The 23,190-nt window shown below is 45.9% G+C and carries 20 protein-coding genes; 6 read left to right on the top strand and 14 right to left on the bottom strand.

Annotated elements, in window-relative coordinates:
• Positions 1-11: 11 nt before the first annotated feature.
• From MKY75_RS02690 to MKY75_RS02670, 5 genes are all read right to left on the bottom strand, one after another.
• Positions 12-950 (bottom strand): carbohydrate ABC transporter permease, encoded by a 939-nt coding sequence (locus MKY75_RS02690; protein ID WP_340884227.1) that lies wholly within the window; start codon positions 948-950, stop codon positions 12-14.
• Between the two features lie 14 nt (positions 951-964).
• Positions 965-1,921, bottom strand: a complete 957-nt coding sequence (locus MKY75_RS02685; RefSeq protein ID WP_029515960.1) for an ABC transporter permease — start codon at positions 1,919-1,921, stop codon at positions 965-967.
• 87 nt (positions 1,922-2,008) lie between these two features.
• Positions 2,009-3,559, bottom strand: a complete 1,551-nt coding sequence (locus MKY75_RS02680) for a response regulator transcription factor (protein WP_340884224.1) — start codon at positions 3,557-3,559, stop codon at positions 2,009-2,011.
• A complete protein-coding gene (locus tag MKY75_RS02675; protein ID WP_340884222.1) occupies positions 3,552-5,336 on the bottom strand; it encodes a sensor histidine kinase in 1,785 nt (594 codons plus the stop codon). The genes MKY75_RS02680 and MKY75_RS02675 overlap by 8 nt, the downstream gene beginning before the upstream one ends.
• 121 nt (positions 5,337-5,457) lie before the next feature.
• Entirely contained in the window at positions 5,458-7,641 is a 2,184-nt protein-coding gene (locus tag MKY75_RS02670; RefSeq protein ID WP_340884219.1) for an alpha-galactosidase, read from the bottom strand.
• A gap of 239 nt (positions 7,642-7,880) precedes the next feature.
• On the opposite strand from MKY75_RS02670, the gene MKY75_RS02665 reads away from it, so the two are divergent.
• Positions 7,881-8,720, top strand: coding sequence for an AraC family transcriptional regulator (locus tag MKY75_RS02665; RefSeq protein ID WP_165148101.1), 840 nt, complete (start codon positions 7,881-7,883; stop codon positions 8,718-8,720).
• Between the two features lie 40 nt (positions 8,721-8,760).
• Here the strand turns inward: MKY75_RS02665 and MKY75_RS02660 are convergent, their stop codons facing one another.
• The 3 genes from MKY75_RS02660 to MKY75_RS02650 are packed head-to-tail and all read right to left on the bottom strand — an operon-like array spanning position 8,761 to position 10,912.
• The gene (locus tag MKY75_RS02660; protein ID WP_029515965.1) at positions 8,761-9,645 is read right to left on the bottom strand and encodes a MetQ/NlpA family ABC transporter substrate-binding protein; all 885 of its coding nucleotides are present in this window, start codon (positions 9,643-9,645) and stop codon (positions 8,761-8,763) included.
• Between the two features lie 29 nt (positions 9,646-9,674).
• Positions 9,675-10,445 carry an SDR family NAD(P)-dependent oxidoreductase gene (locus tag MKY75_RS02655; RefSeq protein WP_029515966.1) on the bottom strand — a complete coding sequence of 257 codons (771 nt, stop codon included), beginning with the start codon at positions 10,443-10,445 and terminating at the stop codon, positions 9,675-9,677.
• 5 nt (positions 10,446-10,450) lie between these two features.
• On the bottom strand, positions 10,451-10,912 hold the full coding sequence (locus tag MKY75_RS02650; RefSeq protein ID WP_029515967.1) for an S-ribosylhomocysteine lyase: 462 nt from the start codon (positions 10,910-10,912) through the stop codon (positions 10,451-10,453).
• Positions 10,913-11,189: 277 nt separating this feature from the next.
• On the opposite strand from MKY75_RS02650, the gene MKY75_RS02645 reads away from it, so the two are divergent.
• A complete protein-coding gene (locus MKY75_RS02645) occupies positions 11,190-11,990 on the top strand; it encodes a GTP pyrophosphokinase (protein WP_029515968.1) in 801 nt (266 codons plus the stop codon).
• 154 nt (positions 11,991-12,144) lie between these two features.
• On the opposite strand, the gene thrS is transcribed toward MKY75_RS02645, so the two are convergent.
• Positions 12,145-14,058, bottom strand: a complete 1,914-nt coding sequence (thrS, locus tag MKY75_RS02640) for a threonine--tRNA ligase (protein WP_029515969.1) — start codon at positions 14,056-14,058, stop codon at positions 12,145-12,147.
• Positions 14,059-14,561: 503 nt separating this feature from the next.
• On the opposite strand from thrS, the gene MKY75_RS02635 reads away from it, so the two are divergent.
• Both MKY75_RS02635 and MKY75_RS02630 read left to right on the top strand, forming a co-directional pair.
• Positions 14,562-15,125: a TetR/AcrR family transcriptional regulator gene (locus tag MKY75_RS02635; RefSeq protein ID WP_165148092.1), complete on the top strand. Its 564-nt coding sequence runs from the start codon at positions 14,562-14,564 to the stop codon at positions 15,123-15,125.
• Positions 15,126-15,137: 12 nt separating this feature from the next.
• On the top strand, positions 15,138-15,566 hold the full coding sequence (locus MKY75_RS02630) for a DUF3995 domain-containing protein (RefSeq protein WP_029515972.1): 429 nt from the start codon (positions 15,138-15,140) through the stop codon (positions 15,564-15,566).
• 17 nt (positions 15,567-15,583) lie between these two features.
• Here the strand turns inward: MKY75_RS02630 and MKY75_RS02625 are convergent, their stop codons facing one another.
• Complete coding sequence (locus MKY75_RS02625; RefSeq protein ID WP_029515973.1) at positions 15,584-16,807, bottom strand: MFS transporter; 1,224 nt, start codon at positions 16,805-16,807, stop codon at positions 15,584-15,586.
• Between the two features lie 188 nt (positions 16,808-16,995).
• Between MKY75_RS02625 and MKY75_RS02620 the strand changes: the two genes are divergently transcribed.
• Positions 16,996-17,574 (top strand): TetR/AcrR family transcriptional regulator, encoded by a 579-nt coding sequence (locus MKY75_RS02620; RefSeq protein ID WP_029515974.1) that lies wholly within the window; start codon positions 16,996-16,998, stop codon positions 17,572-17,574.
• A 94-nt stretch (positions 17,575-17,668) separates the two neighbouring features.
• Here the strand turns inward: MKY75_RS02620 and MKY75_RS02615 are convergent, their stop codons facing one another.
• A complete protein-coding gene (locus MKY75_RS02615; RefSeq protein ID WP_029515975.1) occupies positions 17,669-18,094 on the bottom strand; it encodes a MarR family winged helix-turn-helix transcriptional regulator in 426 nt (141 codons plus the stop codon).
• Between the two features lie 164 nt (positions 18,095-18,258).
• Here MKY75_RS02615 and MKY75_RS02610 point away from each other — a divergent pair, with 164 nt between their 5' ends.
• Complete coding sequence (locus MKY75_RS02610; protein ID WP_029515976.1) at positions 18,259-19,728, top strand: MFS transporter; 1,470 nt, start codon at positions 18,259-18,261, stop codon at positions 19,726-19,728.
• Positions 19,729-19,943: 215 nt separating this feature from the next.
• Here MKY75_RS02610 and MKY75_RS02605 read toward each other — a convergent pair whose 3' ends face one another.
• The 3 genes from MKY75_RS02605 to MKY75_RS02595 form a co-directional block, all read right to left on the bottom strand.
• Positions 19,944-21,020, bottom strand: coding sequence for a Gfo/Idh/MocA family protein (locus MKY75_RS02605; protein WP_340884216.1), 1,077 nt, complete (start codon positions 21,018-21,020; stop codon positions 19,944-19,946).
• Between the two features lie 226 nt (positions 21,021-21,246).
• Positions 21,247-21,660 carry a DUF350 domain-containing protein gene (locus MKY75_RS02600; RefSeq protein WP_029515979.1) on the bottom strand — a complete coding sequence of 138 codons (414 nt, stop codon included), beginning with the start codon at positions 21,658-21,660 and terminating at the stop codon, positions 21,247-21,249.
• Between the two features lie 96 nt (positions 21,661-21,756).
• Positions 21,757-23,190 (bottom strand): glutathionylspermidine synthase family protein, encoded by a 1,434-nt coding sequence (locus MKY75_RS02595; protein ID WP_340884214.1) that lies wholly within the window; start codon positions 23,188-23,190, stop codon positions 21,757-21,759.

Raw genomic sequence — 23,190 nt, 5'->3', positions numbered from 1 at the left:
GCTGCTTCGTTTTAGCTTTTTACCGCTCCAAGTGTCATACCCTTAACAAAATATTTTTGTAGAAAAGGATAGACGATAAGAATCGGCACGGTAACAATGATGGTGATTGCCATTTTGACAGATTCAGGCGATACCTGTGCCATACGCTCCGCCATATTGGCAGCGTCCTGGGAATTGGTTGCGCTTGTTGTCGTGCTTTGCAAAATTTTCATCAATTCATATTGCAGAGTCGTCAACGATTCGTTGGACCCATTAAACAGATAAGTATCGAACCAAGAGTTCCATTGCCCAACTGCCAAGAAGAGCGCTACGGTCGCTAATGCCGGTTTGCAAAGAGGAAGGATAACGCGCCAGTAGATCGTGAAGTCGTTGGCACCATCCAGCTTGGCTGATTCCTGTAACGCATAAGGCAGGCCGTCAATAAAGGAACGAATAATGAAGACATTAAACGCACTTACAAGGCCTGGTAAAATATAGACGGCAAATGTATCAATTAAATGCAATTCCTTCATCAGGATAAAACCTGGAATCAACCCTCCGGAAACATACATAGTGACGGCCAGAAAGATGGAGATGAACCTTCTAGCTTGAAAATCACTTCGTGCAAGCGTATAGGCAAGCATCGAACCGCTGACCAAGCCCGCTACGGTGCCAATGACGGTTCGCAGAAAGGAGATCTTGAACCCAGTGATTAACCCCTCATAGGTGAAAATCAAATCGTAATTCTTTAAAGTAAATTGCCTTGGCCAGATGGTGATCCCACCTCTAATGGTGTCTACCGAATCGTTAAAAGAGATAGCCAGTACATTTAAGAACGGATAGATTGTTAGAGCGGTTACCACAATCATGAAAAGATAAACAACGACTTCTAAGATTCGATCTTGTGGTGATTTCGCCTTAAGCCAGTTGTTTAATCGGCCGACTGGCGTACTGCTTTTGACAGCCTCCATGTCCTTCATCCTCCTTACATAATACTCTCGTTGGTATAGCGCTTAAAGATTCCGTTAGCCGCAAACAATAGGATCAGGCTTATCACCGAATTAAAGATATTAATTGCCGTTCCGAAAGAGTAACGTCCCATCGCCAGACCATAATTAAGCGCATACAAATCAAGTACTTCAGAGTAATCAATGACCAGGTGATTGCCCAGCAAAAATTGTTTCTCGAATCCCGTACCGAGCAAATGACCAATCGACATAATCAGGAGAATGATAATGGTCGGCCGGATCCCTGGCAACGTGATATGCCACATTTGCCGGAATCGGCTAGCGCCGTCGACCCGCGCAGCCTCGTATAATTCAGGACCAATACCGGCGATGGCAGCCAGATAAATAATGGCGTTCCAACCTGTTTCCTTCCAGATGTCTCCGAAGGTTACAACCCACCAAAATAATTTACCTTGGGCCATAAACTGGATCGGCTGTTCGATGATGCCTAGACCCATGAACATATCATTCACGACACCGCCATCCGCTGAAAGCATTTTGGTGACAATGCCTGCAGCAACCACCCATGAAACAAAGTGCGGCAGATAAGATACCGTCTGAACAAATCGTTTTATAACCTGGATACGAACCTCGTTGAGCAGTAAAGCAAAGACAACCGGCACGATAAAACCGGCGATCAGTCCCATAAGACTCATAGCCAGCGTGTTCCGCAGCACTTGGTAGAAATGATCATCTCGGAACAAAGTACGAAAATGCTCCAAGCCCACCCACTTTTGCTCAAAAAAACTCAAACCGGGTTTATATTTTTGAAAGGCCATTGTCCAGCCCCATAGCGGCAAATACTGGAAGACAAAAACCCAAATAACAAACGGAATGGACATGTAGTAAAGATACCTCTGGCTTTTAAATACCTTCCAAGCATTCCTCTCCGTCTTTTTGTATGCCTTTTCCGAAACCACTGTTACCGCTTTCATTTTTTTCATCCCCTCTCTTAAAATCCATCATAAAACAGAGAGGAGTCCGCGCCCATACAACGGATTTCGGAAAAAATCATACACAAATTATGGATTTCTATATTCCGACGGTGAACGGCCTTCGTACCTTTTGAATTTGCTGTAAAAGTAGTTGACGCTTGTATAGCCCACGCTTTCAGCGACTTCGTATACTTTCATTCCCTGATCCAGCAGCTCCTTGGCCTTTTGGATGCGGACTCGGTCCAGATAGGTGTTGAAGTACTCCCCAGTCTTGTTCTTGAAAAGCTGGCCTAAATAGGCGGTACTGTAGTTTAGTAGTCCGGCTAGCGTTTCCAGCCTCAGATTGTCCGCATAATGCCTATGAATGAAGTCGATCATTTTCTTGAATTCCTGCTCCTTTCCACGGTGTTCGGAGTCTTTTCCCAATGCTAGTAGGAAACGGTGGGTCTCTTCCAAAAGATCATCTAGGTTATCATGCTGGTATATCCCATTCAAAAAGCGGGAAACTGCTTCCGTCTCTTTCAACTCAATGCAGAAACCCGCGGTCAGCTTGTGAATGACTGCATTGGACAGAAAGAAGAAGGATTCTTTAACAGATTTCTCATCTTGCCCCTGTTTGAGAAAAAATGCTGCCGCCTCTTTCAACAACGATAGTACTATAGCCTGGTTTCCTACCTCCAGACTGTAATACAGGCGGAAGATGAAATCCTCCATCATTTCTTCGGCTTTATTGACGGACAATCGGGGAGAATCCAGCGAGGACGAAAAGAGAGGATACGGATCTATCAGTCGGTTCTTCTCGCTGAAAAAAGCTTGTTTTACTGCTTTCTGGGCCTTAAAAAAAGATTTGCAAATATCTTGGGGAACAGACACTCCCCCTCCGGTTGCAGCAACGAACCGTCCATTACCCACGGCGTTACGAATCTCGTTATACAGACTTTCACGTCGTTTTCTCCCGCGCAGCAGCTCGTTGAGCAGAAGAACCGTATACGGGGGAATCACAGTTACAAGCCCCATCATCTGCCCTTCTATCTTTGGTTTTAACTCAATCGAAAGCCGATTTACCACATCGGCACGATCCACTTCAGAAACACGCGGGTAGACGACTACGACTTCATAGCTGGTCCACAACAAATCCGCTTCTTTTGCCTTACTTCTCAATTTGGCAGGATCCTCAGTTTTCTCTTGCGGGATGAGCAGGCTATGCAGGCAAAAATCACGACTCATAATCTCCCTCTCACGCCACTCTCCTTGAAGTCGCTCCTCTTCAATCCGCTCGCGTATCCGCTTTAAGTTGGCCGACATTTCAGCGACGTCCACCGGTTTAAGGAGATAGCCGACAACCCCGTATTTGATCGCTTGTTTGGCATACTCGAAGTCGGCATATCCACTGAGAATCATAAAATGCAAATGATGACCGTCAGATGTCAAGTGCTCAATCAACTGTAAACCATCCATAACCGGCATGCGGATATCGACAATTACGACATCGGGAGTCTTTTCCTCAATGACTTTCAATGCTTCTTTTCCATTAGCTGCCGCAGCAATAACGATAAATCCGAGACTTTCCCATGGAATCAGCGTTTGAAGGCCTTGACGAAGCTTCGGTTCATCATCAACGATCACTACCTTAATCATTTGGATTCCCTCCAGGAATGAAAAACTGAATACAAGTGCCTTTCCCAGGCTCGCTCTCGATTTTTAAGGCACTAGAAGCCCCATACAGTAAGACGAGACGATCGTTTACGTTTCGCAATCCAATCCGCTGGACCTCCTGTTCATGTAGGGATGCAGCAAGCTCTTCCCGTATAAGAGCGAGACGATCGGCCGTGAAACCGGCCCCGTTATCACGTACCATAACTCGGACCCCCTCCAGGATTTCCTTTACTTTCACTTCAATGACAGCTCCTTCTGCTCGGTTATCCAGGCCATGCACAATAGAATTCTCCACCAAAGGTTGAATAATCAACGGCGGGACCAACATCTCCTCCAAATTCGGATCAACCGTTAAACGATAATTCAAACGGTCTTCATATCGAAACTTTTGAAGATCAAGATAACAGCTAACCCGCTCAAGTTCTTTGCGTAGCGGAATCTTATCATTACCAGCCTCCAGACTGCTGCGAAGCATCGTGCTCAGCTGCCATACTGCCTCAGCAATATCGTCCTGTTTGCGAATGTGGGCCTCCATTCTGATGGACTCCAACGAATTGAAGAGAAAGTGCGGGTTAATCTGGCTGGCCAGCATTTTAAATTTGATCTCGTTTTGTCTTTGCTCTACGAGATTTTTCTGACGATTCGTTTCTTGGACCTCCTGCACCAAATTGTTCACGCTGCTGACGAGCGCGTTAAATTGCCTTGATAGTATACCGACTTCATCTTTTCCGTCGATATGGAGAAATGTTTCCCATGAGCCCGCGCCAACTTTGGTCATATGTTTGCTCAAGCGGAGAAGCCTTCTGGATAATAGCGAAGCAGAAGCATAGATAAGTAAGACTGCAAACATCAGGCTGGCCGTGATCACGATTCCGCCAAGCCATATCACTTGATTGGCATCGCGGGTGATCTCTGAAACGGAAAAGATGGAAATGACGCGAAGTCCGTTCCAGCTGTTCTGTGGAATTAGATTTGCAATAACCACTTTTGACGCTTTTCCGTTGATGAACGTGTTGTAACTTCCTTCCTGATTAAAAAGTATATTTTCGTCAGCATGAATTTCGGAAAGATTCTTCCCGAACAACTTTACTTCATTAGACGCGACGATCTGATTTCGGTTATCTACGATCAAGGTAGGGAACGATTCCTGCTCTAGGATTGAATTTAATTGGCGCTTGTTTACATTCATGACCAGAACTCCTTTTCGCCCTAGTGAATCCACTGAGAATGAACGAATTAGACTGAGATAATCGGAACCGTCCCTCTCATCCTTGATTAAATCCCATCCGGCCAAACCTTTCTGATCTATAGCCTCCTTGTACCAATCTGCGGTTGTGATCGTATCGTCAGGCTGGATAAATTCCCAATTGTTAAGCGCTCCTGGATTAGCGACATAGACACGGATGCCGGATATCTCTTTGTATAACTGGAGGTAGTCACGAATATCCGTATACCCCCGGTATGCCTGAATGACTTCGAGGTAGCTGTTATACTTTTGGCTGGCCACCATCTTCATCCGGCTGTCATTGGTTAGCCGGTACGAGATGTCCAGCGGAACTTTAATCAGTTCTCCTGTACGATTTCGGACCCTTTCAACATTGTTGGATGCTTGCATAAAGGCGTTCTTAATGACAATCTCTCGAAGCCTCCCGGTCAGAAACAGACCGCATAACAGCAAGGGAAGAACGGCTACCGAAATGAATGTAAGCGTCATTTTCTTCCTCAGTTTCATGTCATTCATCATTCGTATAAAAAACAAGGCTTCCCCCCTCTCAGATCAGTGCGGCTGCTACGCGCAAAATGCCCCTTTTCATATAAAAAGGGGCATAACCTAATCGATTGTTTTTTCTCTTTTGGCAGTTTACTGTTGTACTGATCCTTTAGACCTTGCCGGACTTTATTGCCCGGAGCCTGAACCATCCACTTTCATAGTCTTTCTGTCTGTAGACAAGAGGAAGCCCCAACTTCATAAGCCTATCCCCCCCATGGATAGACTTTTGCCCGCTATTTCCTGACTGAACTTCATATTCGAGTTCTGGATTAAGTCCGTCAAGGCGGAGGGCTCGCCAAGGCGCGTTCGGGACAGCCATCACTTGGAAATAGTAGACGATGGCATCCTCTTGGTCTTCAGAAACAAACATCCAAGCCGACTCGTTATTTTCAAACGGACTCTTTAGGCGATACAAGTCACCCTTCTGTACTAAACCACGAATCTGCTTGTAGACTGCGATTTGGCGTTTGACCGTCTCTTTTTCCTCATCGGTGAATTTCGTGAGATCAAGCTCATATCCAAAATTCCCGGACATGGCTACATCACCTCGAAAATCAAGGGGCGTTATGCGTCCAACTTGATGGTTCGGAACTGCCGAGACATGCGCCCCGGTTGCGCTTACAGGATAGACAAGGCTAGTTCCATATTGAATCTTCAGGCGTTCCGCCGCATCGGTATTATCACTAGTCCAGACTTGAGGCATGTAGTAAAGCATGCCTGGATCAAAGCGTCCTCCGCCACTTGAACAGCTCTCGAAAAGAATATGCGGAAATTCAGTGGTGACGCGCTCCAATAGCTCATACAATCCAAGAACATAGCGATGGGCAGTTTCGGATTGGCGTTCCGGCGGCAGAGCAGCGGAACCGATTTCCGTCAGGCAGCGGTTCATATCCCATTTCACGTAAGAAACCGGCACGCTGGAGAAAATGGCAGCCAGCGAATCGTAGATGAAATCGCGCACTTCCTTGCGAGTATAGTCCAGCACTAGTTGCCATCTGGCTTCGCTGCGCCTCCGTCCCGGAACGTGAAGGCACCAGTCCGGATGCTCCCGGTACAACTCACTGTCTGGAGAGATCATCTCTGGCTCAAACCAGAGCCCGAACTCAAGACCCAGCTGATTGATACGTTTCGCAACATCCGCAAGTCCGTCTGGCAGCTTCCGACGATCCTCGTACCAATCGCCAAGAGACGAATTGTCGGAATCTCGTTTTCCGAACCAACCGTCATCTAAGACAAATAGTTCGATGCCTAGCTCAGCCCCCTCTTTCGCGATCGATACCAACTTATCTGCATTGAAGTCAAAATAGGTAGCTTCCCAGTTGTTGACCAGAATAGGTCTTTCTTCGTCCCGATATTTCCCTCGGCAAAGTCGAGTCCGATACAAGCGATGATACGTCCGCGACATATCTCCCAGGCCTTGACCGGAGTAAACCATAACGGCTTCTGGCGTTTGGAAACTCTCCCCTGGGCTCAGTAACCACGAAAAGTCAAAGGAGTTCACGCCGATGTTAAACCGTGTGGAGCCAAATGAATCCATTTCTGCTCCCGCCTCAAAGCCCCCGCTATACACAAGGCTAAAGCCGAATGCCTCGCCATAGCTTTCCGTTGTCTCCCGAGTGACCAATGCAGTAAAAGGGTTGAGTTGATGGCTGCTCATGCCCCTTTTACTATCAATTCGGGTTTCACCTTGAAGAATCGGTTTGCGGGTAATATTCCCTTCCCGAGCCCATGCTCCCGAAAGATACATGAATTCCAAATCGCTTTTACCCGAAAAATCGACACTGGCACTTAGTGCACGAAGGAGCCTAAGATTCTTTTCCCCCGCATTACTCAAACGAGCCGAACGAGCGATTACGTTTCGATCCGCGAAGACGGTGTAAAGAAGAACCACTTTAAGACCTGAAAAGTCATCTTTTAACTCCAGTTCCAACGTATCCGCTTCGTCTTCATTCTCGGTATATACGGCCGGAAGCCCGGTTAATGATGGCTTTCCCTTCATGATCCGGTAACCATCGTACTTTAACTCCGTGATACGGGTTCCATCCTCAAGTTCTACTTGATACGCCGGGTTACGGAAGTCTCCACTCCCATACTGCGGATACTCTTGCGGAAGCCGATCCAATCCAGCCGTCGCAGAAGTGTGAGGCAATAGATCGGCCGTTGATTCGCGATGCTTCAGCCTATCTCCCCAGTATACATGCACAGGAAATCCATCCACAACCTGAATAATATAACTCATGCCCGACGACTGTAGATGAAACAGCCCCGTTTGCTCTTGAACAATGATACCCATTGGGAAAATAACCCCTCTCTTAGATAATAATCATCGGAGATCCACACCAAAAAGGCACTTAGAAGAATCTTTATGTAGCAGGCATCAACTAAGCTCATATGGTGTAAAGCTTGATAAGATCCAACAATATAGCAGCAGGTTCTACAGAAATCATATATTAATTTTAGATATGAAGTACATGGCATGGTGCTCACTATTTATGTTATAATGCTTGATAATTTACATAAGGAGATTTTACCGTGATAGAGTATTTGCCACGTAGTAAACAGCACTCTGAATTGTATCTAACTCAGTTTGGTATAGAGAAATGCATACCCAGTCACTTTTTTGGACCTGCGATAAGAGATCACTATTTGCTCCATTATGTTTTGGACGGAGAGGGTACCTTCGAGGTTGGCGGGTTCAGTTATCGCTTGCGGAAAGGACAGTGGTTTCTAATCTGCCCCCAAGTCATCACTTATTATCAAGCCGATGTGGTGAATCCTTGGTCTTATTGCTGGTTTGGTTTTAACGGGGTACTGGCAGAAACACTCCTCAAGCAAGCAGGCCTAACGATGACGCGTCCAATCCTCAACTTTGAAGGAGACCATTTGATTTATCAGTATTTGCAGCTCATGAACGAATCAAGTGGATGCCATAAAGCTCGGGAAACCAGACTGACCGGTCTGCTATGCCTAATGTTATCGGAGCTTATAGAGTTCGGTCCGGTAACACCTCCTGAACAAAAGGAAAGCCGGGCGGAAATTTACGTGGAAAAAGTGAAGGATTTTATCGAAATGAATTATGCTCAGAAGATTACCATTGAGCACATTGCAAATTTTATCGGACTCAATCGGAGCTATTTATGTTCGTTATTCAAACAACAAGTGAACACAAGCATTCAGGATTATTTGGTTCGCTATAGGATCAACAAAGCATGTGAAATGATGGGAAACGCTGAACTTTCGATCGGTGATATTTCCCGTTCAGTCGGCTATAACGATCCTTTACTCTTCTCGAAAATTTTTAAAAAGATAAAGGGATTCTCCCCCAAACACTATCGAATCGAAACCCATGCTCAAACTCAAGCCGACTACTAACAAAAGAGGTCAACCCGAAAAACTGGCTGACCTCATAAGTTTATTTTGTTGTAGTTTGTCCTTCCAAATAAGAAACCGGCTCTTTAACTTCTACTTTGGTACCGCCAAATTCATCTTTAATGAATTTTTGAGTATCCTCGTTATGATAGAGATCCGCTAACTTTTGCAGCCCTTTGTTATTTGCCTTATCAGATGAAGTCACCAGAACGTTAATATTATTTTTGGTTGCCTGACTGATTTCCTCATGGAACAAGGAATCTTTCAGTACATTCAGGCCCCCTTCTAAAGCAATCGTATTCCCAATCAGCACCAAGCCTACATCTTGAATCACTCGTGGGCCTGTTTTGTCATCAATGAGTTCAAATTTCAGGTTTTTAGGATTGCTAGTAATATCATTGACTGTACCCAAGGCATCATTAAAGTCAGCCTTAAGCTTGATCAAACCGGAGGCTTCCAATAACTTCAAACCTCTTGCCGTATTCGCCGGGTTATCTGCCAAAGCTACCAGAGCCCCGTCAGTCACTTCATCGATGCTTTTGAATTTTTGCGAATAAATCCCCATCGGCTCCAGATAGGTTGTGGCTATCGCCTTCAAATCGGCTTTGCTCTCTTTGTTATAGCTAACCAGGTACGCCCATGATTGGAATGCATTCACGTCTACTTCGCCTTCTTTGGTTGCATTGTTCGTTTCGATTCCACCGTTAATTTCTTTCACTTCAATGTCCAGCTTGGCATCCTTGGCGGCCTGGGACTGGGCAATATGCTTCCATATCTGGGCGTCAGAGCCCATGGATCCGATGACTACTTTTTGCGTTTCCGAACCGGAAGCGGCGCCGGAGCCATTGCTGTCCGAACTTTTAGTACCACATCCTGCGGCAATTAATAATAAACTAATCCCTAATAGTAAAACGAACGATTTTCTCATGTTGTTTTCCCCCAGATCATGCTAGTATGCTAGTGCATCGTCATTCCACCTGTAACATTAATCGCTTGTCCTGTCATGTATGCAGAGAGCGGACTTGCCAGAAACAGCACTACATTGGCAACATCCTCCACCTCGGCCGTTCTCCCCAAAGGGACCTGTGAACAATCTTCTTCGTATATTTCTTGAGCGGTCATTCCGCGAATGACGCCTCCTTCAATCCGTTCACGATGCTTCATCGGCGTTTCTACAATGCCAGGGCAGACCGCATTTACCAAAATATTTTGCCGGGCAAGCTCAATGGCCATCACCTTGGTCAAGCCGAGAACCGCATGTTTGGAAGCACAATATCCGCCCATCGCCCGATATCCATTTTTTCCAGCCTGCGAAGCCATTTGAATAATTCGTCCTGCTTTACGAGCAGCCACCATTTCTTTGGCAAAACGTTTGGACGTTACATATAATCCGGTTGAATTGATCGAAAATACTTTCTCCCAATCAGCCAACTCACTATCAATGACATAATCCATCGTAGAAGTACCCGCGCAGTTCACCAATATATCAGGAACTCCCGCTTCGCTGATTAGTAAATCGCACCATCTTTCGATATCATCCGGTTTGGATATGTCCAATTGAGTTTCAACCAACTGTGGATTGACCACTCTATACGGCTCTTCATAAGAGATATCAGCAGAAATCACTTTAGCTCCGCTTTGAATGAAAAGCTCTACAATTCCCTTGCCTATGCCTGACTTACCGCCTGTCACTACCGCTGTCTGATGAGATAGGTCAATCGAAATCATAGATTTTACAATACTCTTTCGAAAGGATCGCGGCTAATGCCTGCTTCCAATACAATTTTCACATATTCCTGCGCAGAGAAAAGGGAGTGGTCCTTGTAGTTCCCACATTCCAAAGCAGTAACAGCCGGGACCTCTGTCGTTTCCAGAATTCTTTTCAAGGTTTTTTCCAAAGCGAGTGCAATTTCCTCAGGCTCATGTTCATTCCATAAAATCAAGTAGAACCCCGTTCTGCATCCCATAGGAGAGATATCAATAATTCCTTTGATTTCATCTCTCAGATACGTGGCTAATAAGTGCTCCAGCGTATGTACAGCTGCTGTCGGAAGTGCATCTTCATTGGGTTGCAAAAATCTCAAGTCATACTTTTGTACTGTGCTTCCTTTTTCGTCATGCTCTACTCCCGCTGCTCTTACATAAGGAGCCTTTACAATCGTGTGATCTAATTGAAAACTTTCTACTTTTGCCATTTTTCTTTTCCTCTTTTCTGTAATTTATATTTTTAATCTAATGATGGATACTCTACATTTGTGATTTTTTTCAAAGAATTAAATGCTCCAAATCAGCATTTTTGTAATTATACATCGGATTACTCGGTTTTACCACTATAATTCTTGTCGTATTTCTTTTTTTCTTTGTCCGTCTCTCCTTTGCCTGTAGGTTTTGACATAGTGTACAATGTATACGATAATGCATTTTTACGAAAAAGATCGAGGACATCATAAGCCTCATTTAGGAGAATGCTCTGTGAATGAACCGGATTGGAAGCACCTGAATGCTGTCCCATTACCCTTGCAGGAATTTCAGCTACAGCTGGATCAAAACAGTGTTGACGCCAAGCAACTAGAGGAGTGGAGAAAGATTCCCGTCCTTTATCAGCTGGCTCTGGAAGAATTAAAGAATAAAATTAAGCTGATCCAGACGGAATGGAAGCTGTTAGACGGTTTTAGCCCGATTGAACATATTAAAACCCGAATCAAAGAGCCCCACAGCATCGTGGAAAAGGTTCGGCGCAAAGGGCATGAAGTGACCTTGGACAATATATTGCGTGAAATTCATGATATCGCGGGGATGCGTGTGGTATGCGCCTTTGTGAAAGATATTTATCGTCTGATGGATCATCTACACACTCGGGAAGACATTCGTATTCTGGAGGTCAAGGACTATATAGCCCATCCTAAGCCCAACGGCTATCAGAGCCTGCATGTCATTGTGGAAATTCCACTGATCCTGTTTGAGGGCACACGTTGGATCAAGGTTGAAATTCAATTGCGTACATTGGCTATGGATTTCTGGGCCAGTATGGAGCATATTTTGTATTATAAGTTCGATAAGAAAGTGCCTGAACATGTCGTTAATGGATTGACCGAAGCCGCACGTGCAACCTACGAGCTGGATCAGAAAATGCTGAAGTTGCGCGGCGAAATTTTATCGCTTAGCGAGGAACAGGATGCGGAAGAAACCCCGGAGAAACCATCCGAAGAGTCGTCCATGAAGACACTCTCCCTCCCCGCAGATCACGCCACTTCACGGCCACAAACCTGCTAAGTTTTTGTGTGTAAGATAACTTAAGAATTCCGTCGAGGCTGCAAAAACGTTGGTTCAGTCTTACGCTGAATTCTGTAATGTACAAAAAAAGAGCCATCAAAACCACGTTCATCATGGTTTTGATGGCTCTTTTACACATTTTTTCGATCAAATATTACTGTTTCTCACGGATTTCTGTGCTGATTTTCTCAACGATGTCCGCAATGCTGAGTGATCCCAGATCGCCTTCGCCGCGTTTACGAACCGCTACAGTACCGGTTGTTTTTTCATTTTCCCCGATAACGAACATATATGGAACCTTCTCTAGTTGCGCCTCGCGGATTTTATAACCAAGCTTCTCATTGCGAGTATCCACTTCGACGCGCAGACCCGCTTTCAGCAACGCATCCTGTATCTCATTAGCAGTCTCGATATAGTTCTCGGATACTGGCAACAGCTTCGCATGAACAGGAGCCAACCATAATGGGAATGCACCTGTAAAATGCTCAGTCAGGATGCCCATGAAGCGGTCAATTGAACCGTAGATGGCACGGTGAATAACGACTGGACGGTGCTTTTGGTTGTCCTCGCCCACATAAGTGAGGTCGAATTTTTCAGGCATTTGGAAGTCCAATTGGATCGTTCCGCACTGCCAGCTGCGTTTGAGCGCATCGAGAATGTGGAAGTCAATTTTTGGACCGTAAAATGCTCCATCTCCCGCATTAATACGGTAGTTTATGCCCAGGTGATCCAGCACGTTTTGCAGAGCTTGTTCCGCTTGATCCCACAGTGCTGGCTCGCCCATAAAGTCATCTGGACGTGTGGACAATTCCACTGTGAAGTCAAAGCCAAACACACTATACATTTCGTTAATCAGCTTAATTACGTCTGAAATCTCTTGTTCAATCTGACCTGGTGTGACAAAAATATGCGCATCATCCTGACAGAATGTACGAACACGCATCATACCGTTCAACGCACCGGACAGCTCATGGCGATGCACTTGTCCAAATTCGGCTATACGAATTGGCAGATCGCGATAAGAATGAAGCTCATTTTTAAACACAAGCATATGCCCTGGGCAGTTCATCGGTTTCAGAGCAAATGTAGTTTCATCCACTTCGGAGAAGTACATGTTTTCCTTGTAATGCTCATAGTGTCCCGATTGTTCCCACAGCCGGTTGTTCATCATCAGCGGTGTACGTACTTCCTCATAGCCATGCAGACGTTGAATGTCACGGGAGTAATCTTCCAATGCAGTGCGGACAACCATACCTTTAGGCAGGTAGAACGGCATACCCGGTGCTTCTTCGGAGAACATGAACAGTTCCAACTCTTTACCCAACTTGCGATGGTCACGTTTTTTTGCTTCCTCCAGCAAATGCAGGTGCTCATCCAGTTGTGCTTTTTTCGGGAATGCTGTTCCGTAGATACGTTGCAGCATCTTGTTGTTGGAATCGCCTCTCCAGTATGCACCCGCTACACTCAACAGTTTAAAAGCTTTGATGCGGCCAGTAGATGGCAAATGTGGGCCACGACACAGGTCAAAAAATTCGCCTTGGTCATAAATTGTAATTTCCGCTTCTTCCGGCAAATCACGAATCAGTTCCAGCTTCAGTGGGTCTTCCAACTCTCCAAAAATACGAGTGGCTTCCTCACGGCTGACCACACGACGTGTAATCGGCAGATTTTCCTGTGCGATCTTCGTCATTTCCTTCTCAATCTTGGCCAAGTCGTCAACGGACAATGGGTTTTCAATATCAATGTCATAGTAGAAGCCGCTGTCGATGACCGGACCGATACCCAGTTTCACGTTTTTCTCACCGTAAATGCGTTTGAGCGCTTGAGCGAGCAAATGCGCTGTACTGTGGCGATAAATTTCCAGACCGTCTGCACCGTCCAGCGTAATGATTTCAAGGTCAACGTTCTGGTCCAAAACGGTGTTCAGGTCTACAGCCTTCCCATTCACTTTACCTGCTACGGCGTTCTTTTTCAGCCCGGAGCTGATCGAACCCGCCACATCGGCGATCGTTACGCCCTGCTCGTACTCGCGTACGGCTCCATCCGGCAATTTCACTTGAATACTCACGATTAAAGCCTCCATTCAAATTGTGTGCTATATCAAAAATTGAACGCAAAAAAACGCCTCTCTCCCTCAAGGGACGAGTGCGTTCAGCTCGTGGTTCCACCCTAGTTCGGCCCGCTCCTGTGCGTACATTCATGTTCATCGGAACATGCTCATGCACACATGCGTGACCCTCCATTGGTATCCGTTAACGGGGATAAAGCGGTAGGCGCTTACTGATGTCACTGCCAGATTGCACAGCTACATGTTCAACGTCACGGCTACAAAGGGGTAACTTCACATGCGGTTGCCGGAAAAGCTCTCAGCCTCGTCTTTTCTCTCTGAACGGCCCTTCAAGGAAATCATGTCTTTGGTCAATGCCTTGAATATCACTATATGCTACAGCATTATAGATCAAATTCGCAGGTATTTCAAGTGGGCGTTTATGTATCCATATTTACACAGCTCTGAAAACACTATAATATACACTTATCTAGACGACACCGTACAGAAAGGGAGAAGGAGAGATGCCTAGAATTATTGTCACAGAAGAACAATGGATTCGGAAAGGAATCGAACGTTTTGAACAGGGTGGAATTGATCAACTCGTAGTTGAAAAAATGGCCGTTTCTTTGGGGTGCAGTAAGAGCAGTTTTTATTGGTATTTTAACAATCGCAGCAGCTACATTAGACAGATTGTGGAGACATGGAAGGAACAGACGACACAACAGGTGATTGCAGCGTCCATCATCCATGCTGCTGCAGATGAGCGGATCAAAGAGTTGTTAACCCAGATGTTCGGGAAGACGAAACGAGGAGATTTTCTGTTTTATCTGCGAAAACTGTCATTGAAGGATGATAGTTACCGTTCCTTGCTCGATGAAGTTGAACAGATGAGAATGGAGTTTATGAAAGAGCTTTTAATACAGAAGGGAATGCAGGCAGAGAAAGCCTTTCAGAGATCATGGATGTTGTACCATTACTACTTAGGCTGGTATGAGCGTCACAAGCAAGAGACATTAAGTGACGAAGCCATTCAACAGCATATTCACATGATTTGGACAGAGTGGATTTCGAATGAACCCAATTAAGGAGGATGTGGGATGTTGGAATTACTTACATGGGCAGTTGGCGGAATTCTATGGGTACTGAGCGGCATGCATTTATATTGGGTATTCGGCGGACAAAAAGGCGCTAAGGCAGCGATCCCAAGCACGGGAACGGATTTACTCTTTAAACCCTCCAAAATAGGGACATCGACCGTTGCCATTTTACTAGCTTTAGCCGCTTGGTTCGTCCTAGAACTAGGTGGAGTTACACAATTCCTGTTTTTCAGGTCCTTTCATTCCTACGGTGCAGGCTTGTTGTCGTGCGTATTTATTTTACGTTCTATAGGAGATTTCAAATGGGTAGGGTTCTGCAAGAGAAAGAAAGGAACCGTTTTTGCAAAATGGGACAGTGTGCTCTATTCGCCCCTTTGCTTTCTCTTGGGAACAGCCATTTTAATCATTATGTTTTTGCGTACGGCATAACTTAAAGCTGACCTCTATCAGGTGGTTTGTTTCTTTCGCACATCTCCACTCGTTTCTTTCTCAGTGAAAAAGTACAGCAAAGCCAGCACAGGCAGGACGACTCCAATCAGAGCACTGAAATTCCAACCTCCTAACGCATACGACCAACCACCTAATGATGATCCAATCGCTCCGCCTATGAAAAAAATAGACATGAATAATCCATTCAAACGCCCTCTCGCTTCACTTCCCAAGGAGTAAATCACACGCTGTCCAAGTACAAGATTTCCCGATACAGCCATATCCAGTGTAATCGCTGAAATAAAGAGAAGTACGAGTGCAACCGTCGAATGACTTTGAAAAAGATAGATGAGTAAAAAAGACAAGGCTGCAATGATCATAGCTAACCCGGTTAATACTTTACTCCAGCCTTTATCCGCCAATCTCCCGGCAATCGGAGCAGCTACCGCACCACCTACGCCTACTAAAGCAAACAATGCAATCCCTTGTTGGGACATTCCGAAATCATCCGCCAAACGTAGAGGAACAACAGTCCAAAATAGGCTGAATGCACCAAATAGGCAGGCTTGATAGAGGGCACGGCGACGCAATGCAGGCGTTTGTTTTAGAAGAGTACCTAACGAGAAAATCAATTTACTGTAAGATACCGTAGGCACAGGCTTGCGTTCTGGAAGAGCTCGCGAGAGCAGAATCGTCAACAGCGTCAAGACAATGGCTGACAAAATAAATACGGCTTGCCACCCCCAGATGCTGGTGATAAAGCTTGCTACTGGCCGTGCGAACATAATGCCTAGCAAGAGTCCGCTCATGACATTCCCAACAACGCGGCCGCGTTGCTCTTCGGATGCTAAATAGGTGGCGTACGGCACCAGTATTTGGGCTACCACAGATCCAATTCCAATGAACAAGGATGCGGTCAGGAACAACGGGGCATTGGTAGCAAAAGCGGCAACAACCAATGCACAGACTGTAATGATTAGCGATACGACCATGAGCCGTCGATTTTCGATAATGTCGCTGAGCGGTACGATAAATAGCAATCCCACCACATAGCCGATTTGAGTCAAGGTGACAATGAAGCCCGCGGCTGTAGAAGAAAGACCCATAGCAATATGAATAGGTCCTACAAGGGTTTGAGCATAGTACAGGTTGGCAACAATAAGGCCGCATGCGGCTGCTAACAAAAACATCATCCAATTTGAGATACGGTTACTTTCTAAGGCTTGTTGTTCTCTTTGCATGATAATCCTCCTCATTAATTTAAATACTAAACGTATAGTTCATTAATTCGATAGTTAAATAATATACTGAACGTTTCGTTTTGTAAATAGGCAAAATCAACTTTTTATTTTTATATGGTATTTGATATACTGAACGTATAGTTTATTTTTTGTGGTTACTTATATCTATTAAGAAGGTGAGCATTCCAGTGCAGAGCAAAAGAGGACGTCCACGTAATGTCGAGACGCATAAATCTATCCTTAACGCTTCCTATGATTTACTGTTGGAGCAAGGCTTTGGGGCGGTTACGGTAGAAAAAATTGCTGAACGAGCGAAAGTTAGCAAAGCCACCATTTATAAATGGTGGCCTAACAAAGCTGCCGTAGTGATGGATGGTTTCCTGTCAGCCACCATAGCAAGATTGCCCGTGCCCGACACGGGCTCTGTATTAGATGATATTCTCATTCATGCCACAAATTTAGTGCGGTTCTTAATAAGTCGAGAGGGTAAAATCATTACGGAGTTAATAGGCGAAGGGCAACTTGATTCAGGATTGTCAGAGGCATACCGGACCCGATATTTCCACCCTCGGCGACTTGAGGCCAGGCTTCTTATTGAGCGCGGAATGGAGCGCGGAGAATTGAAGGAAGATCTCGATATTGAATTATGTATCGATCTCATTTATGGGCCCGTTTTTTATCGATTGTTGGTAACCGGTTATCCATTAGACGACTCCTATGTACGACAATTAGTCATGAATGCGTTCAAAGGAATTGGCTTGGACTGAATGACGTGGCATCAAGCAGCCCTCACAGAGTATCCTCTGTGAGGGCTGCTTTTTCTTTTACCTGCCACGATCCTCTGGCTAGTTCCTGATTTGTTTATTCGTCAGGGTCTATACTAATTTTTTGCAGCAGGTCGATCAGAAGGTCCTCTTCCTCTTCGGATAGATTGTGGACAAGGCTGACATTGGACTCATCCAATATTCCTTGTAGGACAGGGGAAAATTCTAGCGCCTTGGCTGTAGGAGACAAAAGATGGGAACGGCGGTCATTTGGGTCTGTTTTCCGTTCAATATAGCCTGATTCCTCCAATTGTTTCACAGAGCGCGCCGTGGTTGCCTTGTCAAACTTAAGTTCATTCGTCAACTGCTCTTGTGTAATGCCCGGCCGCTGCAAAATGAGCTTTAAAAAGCTGTGTTGTCCTCCACTGCCGATTCCGTAAGGAGTCAGTTTTTTGGACAATATTTTTTGATTACGACGGTACAGGTGGGAAATTAGCTTTCCAATCGGTTGTTTTTTTCTCATCAAATACACCTCATTGGCTTAAAAATGACACATCCCCAGTTGGGACCAAAGCAAAGTTTACAATAATATTGTTGCACACGCAACTAATTTGCTGTACACTAGAACCGTTCATTTAGTTGCGCGTGCAACTAAATGAAAATTGTCAACGATAACGAGGTGTAATGATGAGTTCAACTGCTACAACGGCTACAACCTATCAAGAGAATATCGAAGTCCAGAAGAAACGTTGGCTGATTTTAATTGTTTTGAATCTGTTTACATTTATGTCCACATTGGATGGAAGCATCGTCAATATCGCTCTTCCTGTGTTGTCTCGCACATTACATTTACCCGTAGCACAGATTGAATGGGTGACAACCGCCTATTTAATGGCGATATGTACCGCTATTTTATTTTTTGGCAAGCTTGGAGATATCGTCGGTAAAATCAAAATATTTAAAATCGGCACAATCGTATTCATTCTTGGCTCCCTATTGTGCGGTCTTAGCTCTTCGCTCTCTATGCTGCTGATTTCCCGCATTATTCAGGCGATTGGGGCGTCCATGACCATGGCAAACAGCCAGGGGATTGTGACAGATGTCTTCCCCTCCAATGAACGGGGCAAAGCACTTGGCCTCATTGGAACCTTCGTTTCTCTAGGTAGTATCGCCGGGCCAAGCTTGGGCGGTATTATTGTCTCCTCGCTCGGCTGGCAGTACATTTTCTGGGTCAATGTACCGATAGGATTGGTCGCTGTCTTTCTTGGCTGGAAGCTTCTGCCGAAGGATTTGATCAAGGTGAAAGATAAAATTGACGTTCCCGGTAGCTTGGTATTTGCTATTTTTATTCTCACTTTGTTCGTCGGATTGTTGCTGGGACAACAGGTCGGGTATGGCGACAAACGTATCGTTGCTTCGCTGGTGATGGCTGTAGTTGCTTTTGCCATGTTTATTCGATTGGAACTTCGTCGTCCACAGCCACTGCTACAGCTCGCGCTATTCAAAAATCCGTTATTTTCGCTCAGTATTTTGTGTGCTTTTCTGGTGTTCGTCGCTAACTTTTGCTTTAACATCATTTCACCTTTTTATGCGCAGAATATGCTGAACTTGTCGCCTTTTCATGCCGGGTTCCTGCTGATGTTGTTCCCCATCTCTATGGTTATTGTGGCCCCACTCAGCGGTGCGCTTTCCGATAAAATCGGGTCTGAACTGCTCACATTCGCGGGGCTGGTCGTTATGGTCATTGCCCAGATTGGATTGGCCCAACTGCATGCAGGCAGCTCCATCCCGCTCGTGGGTCTGTGGATTGCCATGCTGGGCATTGGCAGTGGTTTATTCCAATCGCCGAACAACTCGCTGATTATGTCCACGGTACCCCGCACACAGCTCGGCTCAGCCGGTAGCGTCAATTCGCTGGTTCGCAACGTCGGTATGGTTGTGGGGATCACCTTGGCCACATCAATCCTCTTTTATATTATGAGTAAAGAGGCTGGTTATCGGGTCACCGGCTTGGTCCCGGGTCATCCAGAAATTTTTCTGGCAGGCATGCATGTAGTCTTTATGACGTCTGCGTCCATCTGTCTTGTGGCGGCATTGTTAACAGGCTGGCGGCTGATCGGGGCTAGACGGGTAAGAACGCAGCAAGAAAAGGGATAAAGAGTAACATTTACAATTTTAAAAATGGGATACAAGGGTGGAGCTCACATGAAACATTACTATGCATGCGGAACAAAATTGATGGTAAAGGAGTGTGAAGGCGAAGGCCCTATAAGCGTTGCGATGCGAAAATGATGAAAAAGATGTCTTTACAGGTAATTGAATTGCTAAACCGCAAGATGGCTGCTCTTTCCAAGGAACCCTCTTGCGGGTCCCTACACTTCTACTAAACGTCCATTCTCTTTCCATGATTGCAGTATTTTCTCAAGTACCCACTGGTTTTTGTAGCCGTCCTCGAATAAGGGGGCACGATCCACAGACTCTCCCCTTGCCAGCTCAACAAAATCTTCATAGGCCGTATGATTATAGATTGCAGGGACAGTCCAAGTCTCGTATTCGGCATCCGGGTGTTCTAGGTCACGCAGCACAATGCGGATACTTTCCGGATTACTGAGGCTGGCGTGCAGCGTACCCAGTTCTCCATAGATATCGACTTCGATATCGTGCCGTATGCCGATGGCATTTTTATGTGTGATAAAGGTTCCCACGGTATTGTCGCCTATGATGCCATGAAAGGCAGCGAGATCTTCCACATCCACTTTTACAGGCAGGCCCGTGATCCGATCGAGCCGCTCGGGTGTAATGGTATGTAGCAGCGCTGCGACACTTTTAAATTCACCCACCAAAAAACGGGCCAGATCAATGATATGTGAGGCTGTATCCCCCACTACTCCAGAACCAGCCTTGGCTAAATTGTGACGCCAAGTATACGGATGCTGACGATACGGCGCAAATGCATCCATTAGATAACGGAATTGAATGTTATAGATTTTACCCAGCTTTTGCTCATCCAGCAGTTGCTTGGTATATTGGAAAGCCGCGCCGTAGCGATGCTTATAGTGAACCAGCAAAGGCACCGGATTCGCTGTATATAGCTTTTTCAACCGATCCGCTTCCTCCCATGTGAGAGTCAATGGTTTTTCTGCCAGTACAGCTTTGTGTTTTTCCAGCGCAATACGAATAATGTCAAAATGCACATCATTGGGTGTCAGCGACAGAATCGCATCTACCTCTGGGTCACGGATTAATGCTTCATAATGGGCGTACCGCTTGGAAGTAGGCAGTTGCAATTGTTCTCCGATGGCTTGAAGGCGATGGGGATTCACATCACTAACGGCCACAATAGATACCCCCGAGATGGTGTGCAGTGATCTCATGTGATATTCAGCGATAAGACCCAGGCCAATGATACCCATCCGAATTTGTTTGGTTGGGAAGGTGGTGGTACTCATATGTTCAGAACTCCCTTCTCTTCAATTTGGTTTGAACTCTGTAGCAAATTCCTTTTGCTATGCAGTATCACCCGTTGCTTTGTAGAATAGTCCCCACAGGAAGTGATCGTTGCAACCCTTAATTCAACAGTCTGATGCCGGTAGTGAATACAATGTCTCATAAAAAAAGGATCTGCAGCTCCGTTGTCCGGTGTTGCAGATCCTTGGTATTCCTTCTCTATATCGACTACATCAAAAATGTACCTACCACAAAAGAAACCCCGACGATGATTGAACGCAGCAGCTGTGCCAGAGCCACATTGCCCTTGGCAATTTCCTCACACACCTTGGTACGCGGCGTCACCAGATCAAAAATCACATAGACGAGACACAGCACTACAATGCCCACAGCCGACCAGGCCAGCATATCGAGCCATGAATGACTGCTGTACGACACCATCCCCACGATGATACACAGACCTAGCAGCTTTGCCCCCATATAGATGCCTGCCGCCTCATTGCCGTGTGCGATTTCTTGATTATCGTTATAACGTGTCAGTAAGCTGAACACAAAATAACCTACGATTAAGATGGCAAACAGGATAAGCAGGCCGATACCTACATTGCCCAGTGCGTTGCCCAAACTGATATGAGAGTCCAATTTTTTTCCTCCTTATGATACTTCAGGATTTTGCAAAATCCTCACTTGTGAAAATGAAACAGATATGTTCGAATATTGTATATTTTTCAATTTAGCTTATACAACCGGCGGATTAGGATGTACGGTGGCAACGGCGGCGGCGCAATAGTAGGCCATATCACCTGTTACCTTTTCACCGATTCGCGGCAGGACACCCGCAAAACGCCCCCCAATTACAAATATGCCTGTTAACACATAGCCGTGAAATAGCCCTTCCTCGGTCTGTACCTCTGCGGTCTGCATCGGCCACAGCCGCTGATAAATCTTAGGCTGTCCTTCATAATAAGCGGCAACATGTGCGGCTTCCTCCTGCTCAGGCGTTCGTGGGGCATCAGCTTGGTGAAGCAGATCAGGATGGTCGGTCTTCGCATTTTGAACCTTTCCCAAGACACCTTCTAGTCTCTCCTCGTCTTCGGTATGTTCAATCAAGTGCGTCCCTTTACCCTCCCGACCCCATATACCTTTGGCCACATAGGGCTCTTTATTTTGCATAAACACCGAGGGTTCAAAATACGTAGGCAGCAGGTAGGTTCGTATCACCTCCAGCTCGCGATCGTCAAACAAACGAAAACCACAGAACTCTGGTGTCTGCTCATTGCGCTCATACAATGACCACACGGTTGCGGTGAACCCTTTGCTCTGGGTAATGATATGCTGCGGTGGGTTGATTAATCCTATTTTCCCGTCTGCCACCATATCCATTAGCGCCTGCCCCACCTCAAGCCCCGTATTCTCCTCCCGGTCATCAATTAGATACTCCAGCGGATACAGGCGATAGAGAATACGGATCTGCTCTCCCCGGTGATACAATCCTTCATTCGGGATAATCTCCAGTTCTTCCAAAGGAGCATAAACGACTTCGAATCCGGCTTGTTCACATAAACGCATAATATATTTGGTGTTCGTCTGATCCTCGATGTGCCAGTCATAGCAAGTGAAATACACCTTTGTCCCTAATCCCTTGCGGCTATAAAAATGGATGAGCTCCGTCAAGGCAGACTGAATCGCCTCGTCCATTCCAGTTGAGGGTCCATGTAGTGCATTGTCATCCTCCGACATTCCTCCCTTACTCAGCACCTCTAGCAGCTTTCCTTCGAGATAAGCCACCTCGGGAATTCCTGTTGGGGTATCGGTGTTATTCTCAATGCACTTGATACCCGCTTCCCCCACAATCCAGTCCTGGCGGGTTATCCCATCCGGCTCGGCCTCCATACGTGCAGCACGCAGCAAGCCCGGATGAATCCCCAACCGTTCCACCAGGTATTCATCCGGCATATAGCGCTGAACGAATTGCTGAACCTTGCGATAAATACGATGTACCACCTCAGAAGCAACCTGAAGCTCTGCCAGCTCGCTTTCCCGATATACCGTTAAGGCCGGCACGCAATAGGACTTGCCATACATGCGGTGATACGGGATGATACGGCTGATTTCACCCTTAAAAAGCTCATCATGTTCATAAGGCAATTGCCGAATCGTGCGCATGCTCAT

The sequence above is a fragment of the Paenibacillus sp. FSL L8-0663 genome (genome assembly GCF_038008125.1).
Classification (GTDB): Bacteria; Bacillota; Bacilli; order Paenibacillales; family Paenibacillaceae; genus Paenibacillus; species Paenibacillus polymyxa_D.
The sequence above is the reverse complement of the archived record's forward strand: the minus strand, read 5'-3'. Positions and strand labels throughout refer to the sequence as shown.

Excerpts from the sequence above, each read along its gene's own strand:
- MKY75_RS02680 (WP_340884224.1), bottom strand. The coding sequence starts at position 3,559 with ATGATTAAGGTAGTGATCGTTGATGATGAACCGAAGCTTCGTCAAGGC.
- MKY75_RS02630 (WP_029515972.1), top strand. The coding sequence starts at position 15,138 with ATGTTGGAATTACTTACATGGGCAGTTGGCGGAATTCTATGGGTACTG.
- MKY75_RS02625 (WP_029515973.1), bottom strand. The coding sequence starts at position 16,807 with ATGCAAAGAGAACAACAAGCCTTAGAAAGTAACCGTATCTCAAATTGG.
- MKY75_RS02650 (WP_029515967.1), bottom strand. The coding sequence starts at position 10,912 with ATGGCAAAAGTAGAAAGTTTTCAATTAGATCACACGATTGTAAAGGCT.
- MKY75_RS02690 (WP_340884227.1), bottom strand. The coding sequence starts at position 950 with ATGGAGGCTGTCAAAAGCAGTACGCCAGTCGGCCGATTAAACAACTGG.
- MKY75_RS02670 (WP_340884219.1), bottom strand. The coding sequence starts at position 7,641 with ATGGGTATCATTGTTCAAGAGCAAACGGGGCTGTTTCATCTACAGTCG.
- MKY75_RS02635 (WP_165148092.1), top strand. The coding sequence starts at position 14,562 with ATGCCTAGAATTATTGTCACAGAAGAACAATGGATTCGGAAAGGAATC.
- MKY75_RS02615 (WP_029515975.1), bottom strand. The coding sequence starts at position 18,094 with ATGAGAAAAAAACAACCGATTGGAAAGCTAATTTCCCACCTGTACCGT.
- MKY75_RS02605 (WP_340884216.1), bottom strand. The coding sequence starts at position 21,020 with ATGAGTACCACCACCTTCCCAACCAAACAAATTCGGATGGGTATCATT.
- MKY75_RS02685 (WP_029515960.1), bottom strand. The coding sequence starts at position 1,921 with ATGAAAGCGGTAACAGTGGTTTCGGAAAAGGCATACAAAAAGACGGAG.
- MKY75_RS02655 (WP_029515966.1), bottom strand. The coding sequence starts at position 10,445 with ATGATTTCGATTGACCTATCTCATCAGACAGCGGTAGTGACAGGCGGT.
- MKY75_RS02595 (WP_340884214.1), bottom strand. The coding sequence starts at position 23,190 with ATGAGCATGCGCACGATTCGGCAATTGCCTTATGAACATGATGAGCTT.
- MKY75_RS02610 (WP_029515976.1), top strand. The coding sequence starts at position 18,259 with ATGAGTTCAACTGCTACAACGGCTACAACCTATCAAGAGAATATCGAA.
- MKY75_RS02660 (WP_029515965.1), bottom strand. The coding sequence starts at position 9,645 with ATGAGAAAATCGTTCGTTTTACTATTAGGGATTAGTTTATTATTAATT.